Source organism: Mesorhizobium sp. M2A.F.Ca.ET.039.01.1.1 (assembly GCF_003998035.1).
Classification (GTDB): Bacteria; Pseudomonadota; Alphaproteobacteria; order Rhizobiales; family Rhizobiaceae; genus Mesorhizobium.
Genome location: NZ_RZRY01000805.1, coordinates 1 through 2,571, shown reverse-complemented (window position 1 = coordinate 2,571; position 2,571 = coordinate 1). Strand labels below are relative to the sequence as shown.

Here is a 2,571-nt window from a genome sequence, read left to right as displayed (position 1 = left end):
GGCCTGCGCGGCCAGAGGTTCGTTGTTGCCGCGCCGCGACCAGCCGAGGCCCGGGCGGTCGAGGAACAGCATCTCGGCGCGGCCCTCGAGCAGCGGCTTCAGCGGCAGCATCTGGTCCTTGAGGTTGGCGCTGGCGCCATGGATGAAGACGAGCGGCGTCAGGTCGGCGCCGGCAGGTGCCGGGATATGGGCATAATGGATGCGCGCGCCGTTGACCTCGGCGAACTCGCCGGCTGGCGGACTGCGTCGCTCGATCAGCCAGACGCCGGCGCGGGTGATGCCGGCCAGGGCAAAGAGGAGTGCGATGAGGAAGAGGAGCGCGGCGCCGATGAGGTTCATGCGGTGAGATACGAGGGCAGGTGAAGATCTGGTTCAGCGGTCAGGCGATCTTGACAGGTTGAGGCTGCGTTGGCAGCCGGAATCTGTCACGCTGCCGTGGTGCGCGCGAGCCGGAGGTCTCCGCCAATCGTCAACGCATGCCATCCAGCAACGGGAGCAGCCCGTCTGAACTTCCGTGCCGGGGCTAGTTCAGATTGATGTCGCGGCTTGCCGATCGCATCGACACGGAGAAGCCGGCCAGCACGTCGAACAGCGCGATGATCATCAGCGTGAAGAAGACGGAGTGCGCCGCGCCCTTCACCAGCAGGAACTCGACGAGAAAGGCGATGAAGACCAGCGTCGACAGAAGGTGATCCAGGATCGAGGCATTGGTCGTGCGCACCGATTTCGAGATCTCGACGAACAGAAAGATCAGCCCGATCAGCACCATCAGGTCGCCGAGCGTCATGGAGAAGACGCCGCCCGACATCATGCGGAAGGAGAACATCTCGGTCATCCAGGGGTCGTCGCCGCCGCCGAACAATCCGAGCAGGCCGAGATTGTAGAGGACGAAAGGCACGATCAGCAGCGGGATGGCACCGAACATCTGGGCGACTCCAATCAGGGCACCCCCTTTTGTAAAATCCGCGGCAAGCGCGCCGTCAAGGTTTTTCGCCGCGGCGACGAACACGCTGTAAGACCTAATGAAATAACGATGTCAGCCGGTTGCCGGCTGACATTACGTCCCCTCCAGGCGCGATCTCTGGAGGAGCCACCTCATGCCGACTTCGGCACCAGTCGGCGGACCGCCAGGGCGCCAAAACAAAAAGACCGGCCAGGGGCCGGTCTTTTGAAAGTCGCAAACCTTGGAAGCCTCTCAGCTTTCCTTCGGCTCCAGAACCTGGCGGCCGCGATACATGCCGGTCTTCAGGTCGATGTGATGCGGGCGACGCATTTCGCCGGAATTCTTGTCCTCGACATAGGTCGGGGCCTTGAGGGCGTCGGCCGAGCGGCGCATGCCGCGCTTCGACGGAGAGGTTTTTCTTTTTGGAACGGCCATGGATATGCTCCACTACATGGTCAAAATGCCCCGGCAACCCTCGCGAAAGGGCCGCATCGAGGCCATAATCTGAGAAAGTCGGGTGCCTATACACGCCTTGCGCCGTTTTGGCCAGCGCTGGCCGCGAATTTTTTTGAGCCGGCGCCGCTTCGCTTGGATCAGGATGCCGTTTCGTCGAAACGCCGTCCTGGTCCAAGTCTTCGTTGGAGCGTGATCTTTTCCGAAACCGGTTCCCACTTTTCGGGATCACGCCCTAATCCAGGCATCCGACATAGGCGCCGGACCGGCTGGCGCGCCGCTCGATCAGCGAGGCCAGCCGCCTCAGTCCCGGCCCGGGCTTCGCCGGATTGCGCGCGATCGGGTTGGGCAGGCTGACGGCGAGCAGAGCGGCCTGCCTGCGCGACAACTGCTTGGCCGAGACGCCGAAATGATGCCGCGCGGCGGCCTCGATGCCGTAGATGCCCGGGCCCCATTCGGCGATGTTGAGATAGATCTCCATGATCCGCCGCTTCGACATCACCGCATCGAAATAGACGGCTAAAGGCAACTCGACGACCTTGCGCACGCTGCCAAGCGGCCGCGACCACAAGAAAAGGTTCTTCACCGTCTGCATGGTGATGGTGGAGGCGCCGCGCGTCGCCTCGCCGGCCAGAGCGTCATCGACCACGCCGCGCAATTCGCCGAGATCGACGCCGCGATGGAAGCAGAACTGCCCGTCTTCCGACATGATCACCGAATGCGCCAGCACGGGCGCCACGTCATCGATCGACACCCAGCGCCGGTCGTAGCCGGAGAAGGTCGCGAGGTCCTTCAGCATCAGGGTCGATATCGGATGCACGAAGGACGGCAGGTAGAGGAAGGTGAGCACGACCGGAATGGCCGCCAGCACGAGCGCGACGACCAGGCAGCGCCGGCCGATGCGCCTCAGACTGGCGCGGCTCAGGCGCCGCGAGCGCGCCATGTCCAGCCCTTCGCTTCCATGTTCGACGATCGGTTCCGTCAAGCCGTCCCACCCGTGCCTCGCCCCCTCCGGCATAAAGGCGCGCGCCTGCTTGCGCAATGTCTGAGTGTCGGCTACCGCTCCCGGCCATGAGCAAAGACGACCAGATCGCCTTCGAAACCGCGCTTTTCCTGCGCGCCGCTGCCGTCGAGACCGAGCTGCGCCGGATTCTCGACGCGCGTCCGCTCACCGG

At 63.9% G+C, this 2,571-nt stretch carries 3 protein-coding genes and 1 pseudogene; all 4 read right to left on the bottom strand.

All coding sequences use genetic code 11. From position 1 onward, the window contains the following. A pseudogene (locus EOA24_RS33970) lies at positions 1 to 339 on the bottom strand (alpha/beta hydrolase); the annotation flags it as partial. 184 nt (positions 340 to 523) lie between these two features. Then, positions 524 to 925: a hypothetical protein gene (locus EOA24_RS33965; protein ID WP_095804621.1), complete on the bottom strand. Its 402-nt coding sequence runs from the start codon at positions 923 to 925 to the stop codon at positions 524 to 526. Between the two features lie 270 nt (positions 926 to 1,195). Then, complete coding sequence (rpmF, locus tag EOA24_RS33960; protein ID WP_006203806.1) at positions 1,196 to 1,378, bottom strand: 50S ribosomal protein L32; 183 nt, start codon at positions 1,376 to 1,378, stop codon at positions 1,196 to 1,198. Positions 1,379 to 1,631: 253 nt separating this feature from the next. Continuing rightward, positions 1,632 to 2,339, bottom strand: a complete 708-nt coding sequence (locus EOA24_RS33955) for a transglycosylase domain-containing protein (RefSeq protein ID WP_189343365.1) — start codon at positions 2,337 to 2,339, stop codon at positions 1,632 to 1,634. Positions 2,340 to 2,571: the final 232 nt, after the last annotated feature.